At 75.1% G+C, this 1271-nt stretch carries 1 protein-coding gene; it reads right to left on the bottom strand.

All coding sequences use genetic code 11. From position 1 onward, the window contains the following. Positions 1-1271 (bottom strand): xylulokinase (xylB, locus tag ABZ646_RS46855; protein WP_360533965.1); only part of this gene is annotated, 1271 nt, incomplete at both ends.

A 1271-nucleotide genomic window follows, 5' to 3' on the forward strand; every position in this document is an offset into this window, starting at 1 on the left:
CCGCAGGGTGCCGAAGAACGCGTCCCAGTCGACCTCGCCCTGCCCGATGTCCAGGTGCTGGTGGATCTGCTGGGTGGAATCTCCGTTGTCGAGGACCCGGCCCGCCTGGGACCCTGCCAGGCGCGGCCGCGGGCGCCGCCGCCGATCAGCAGCAGCGGGGCGGTCCGGTCCGCGTCCGCGTCCAGCACCAGGTCCAGGGCACCCAGCAGGGCGTGCACGGCCCCGTCGTAGGCGGCCTGGAGGAGCTGACCGCCGGTGGTGTCGTGGCGCAGGCCGTGCAGCAGTCCGGAGGCGTTCGGCAGGTTCGGGGTGCGCTCGCCGTCCAGGTAGGGCAGCAGGGTGACCGAAGTACCCGGCTCGACGGCCTCCCGGTCCAGCCCGAGGAGGGCCGCGACCCGGTCGACCGCGAGGGTGCAGTTCAGCGTGCAGGCGAGCGGCAGCCAGTCGCCGTGCGCGTCGGCGAAGCCCGCCACCGTGCCGGTCGGGTCGGCGGGGCGGTGCCGGGAGACGGCGTACACCGTGCCGGAGGTGCCGAGGCTCAGCACCGGAGTGCCGGGGCGCAGCCCGAGCCCCATCGCCGCCGCCGCGTTGTCGCCGGTCCCGGGAGCGACCAGGGTGCCCTTGGAGAACGGCAGGTCGTGGCTGTCGCGAACGGTGCCGGCGACCTCGCCGGGCCGCACCACCCGGGGCAGGAACGCCGGATCCAGGCCGACGTGGGCGAGGGTCTCCTCGTCGTACGCCTCGGTCGCCGACGCCCACCAGCCGGTGCCCGAGGCGTCACCCCGGTCGGTCGTGCCCTGCCCGGTCAGCCGCTCGGTGAGGTAGTCGTGGGGGAGCCGTACGGACCTGGTCGCACGGATAGCCTCCGGCTCGTGCTCGGCCAGCCAGGCCCACTTGGTGACCGTGAACGACGCGCCCGGCACGCTGCCGGTGCGCTCCGCCCAGGCCTTCGGACCGCCCAGCTCCTCGATCAGCCGCTGCGCCTGGGGCGCCGAACGGACGTCGTTCCACAGCAGTGCGGGCCGCACCGGTTCGCCGCGCCCGTCCAGTGTGACCAGGCCGTGCTGCTGCCCGCCGATCGACACGGCCGCCGCCTCGTGCGCCGCCTCCCCGCACTGGCGCAGCGCCTCGCACAGCGCGTCCCACCACTGACGCGGATCGCTCTCCCGGCCCGCGCCCGAGGACACGGTGTGCGATGCCTGGCCGCTCGCCACGACCTGCCCGGTGGACACGTCGACCACCAGCGCCTTGGTGGACTGGGTGGACGTGTC

The organism is Streptomyces sp. NPDC007162, from assembly GCF_040634175.1.
GTDB lineage: Bacteria > Actinomycetota > Actinomycetes > Streptomycetales > Streptomycetaceae > Streptomyces.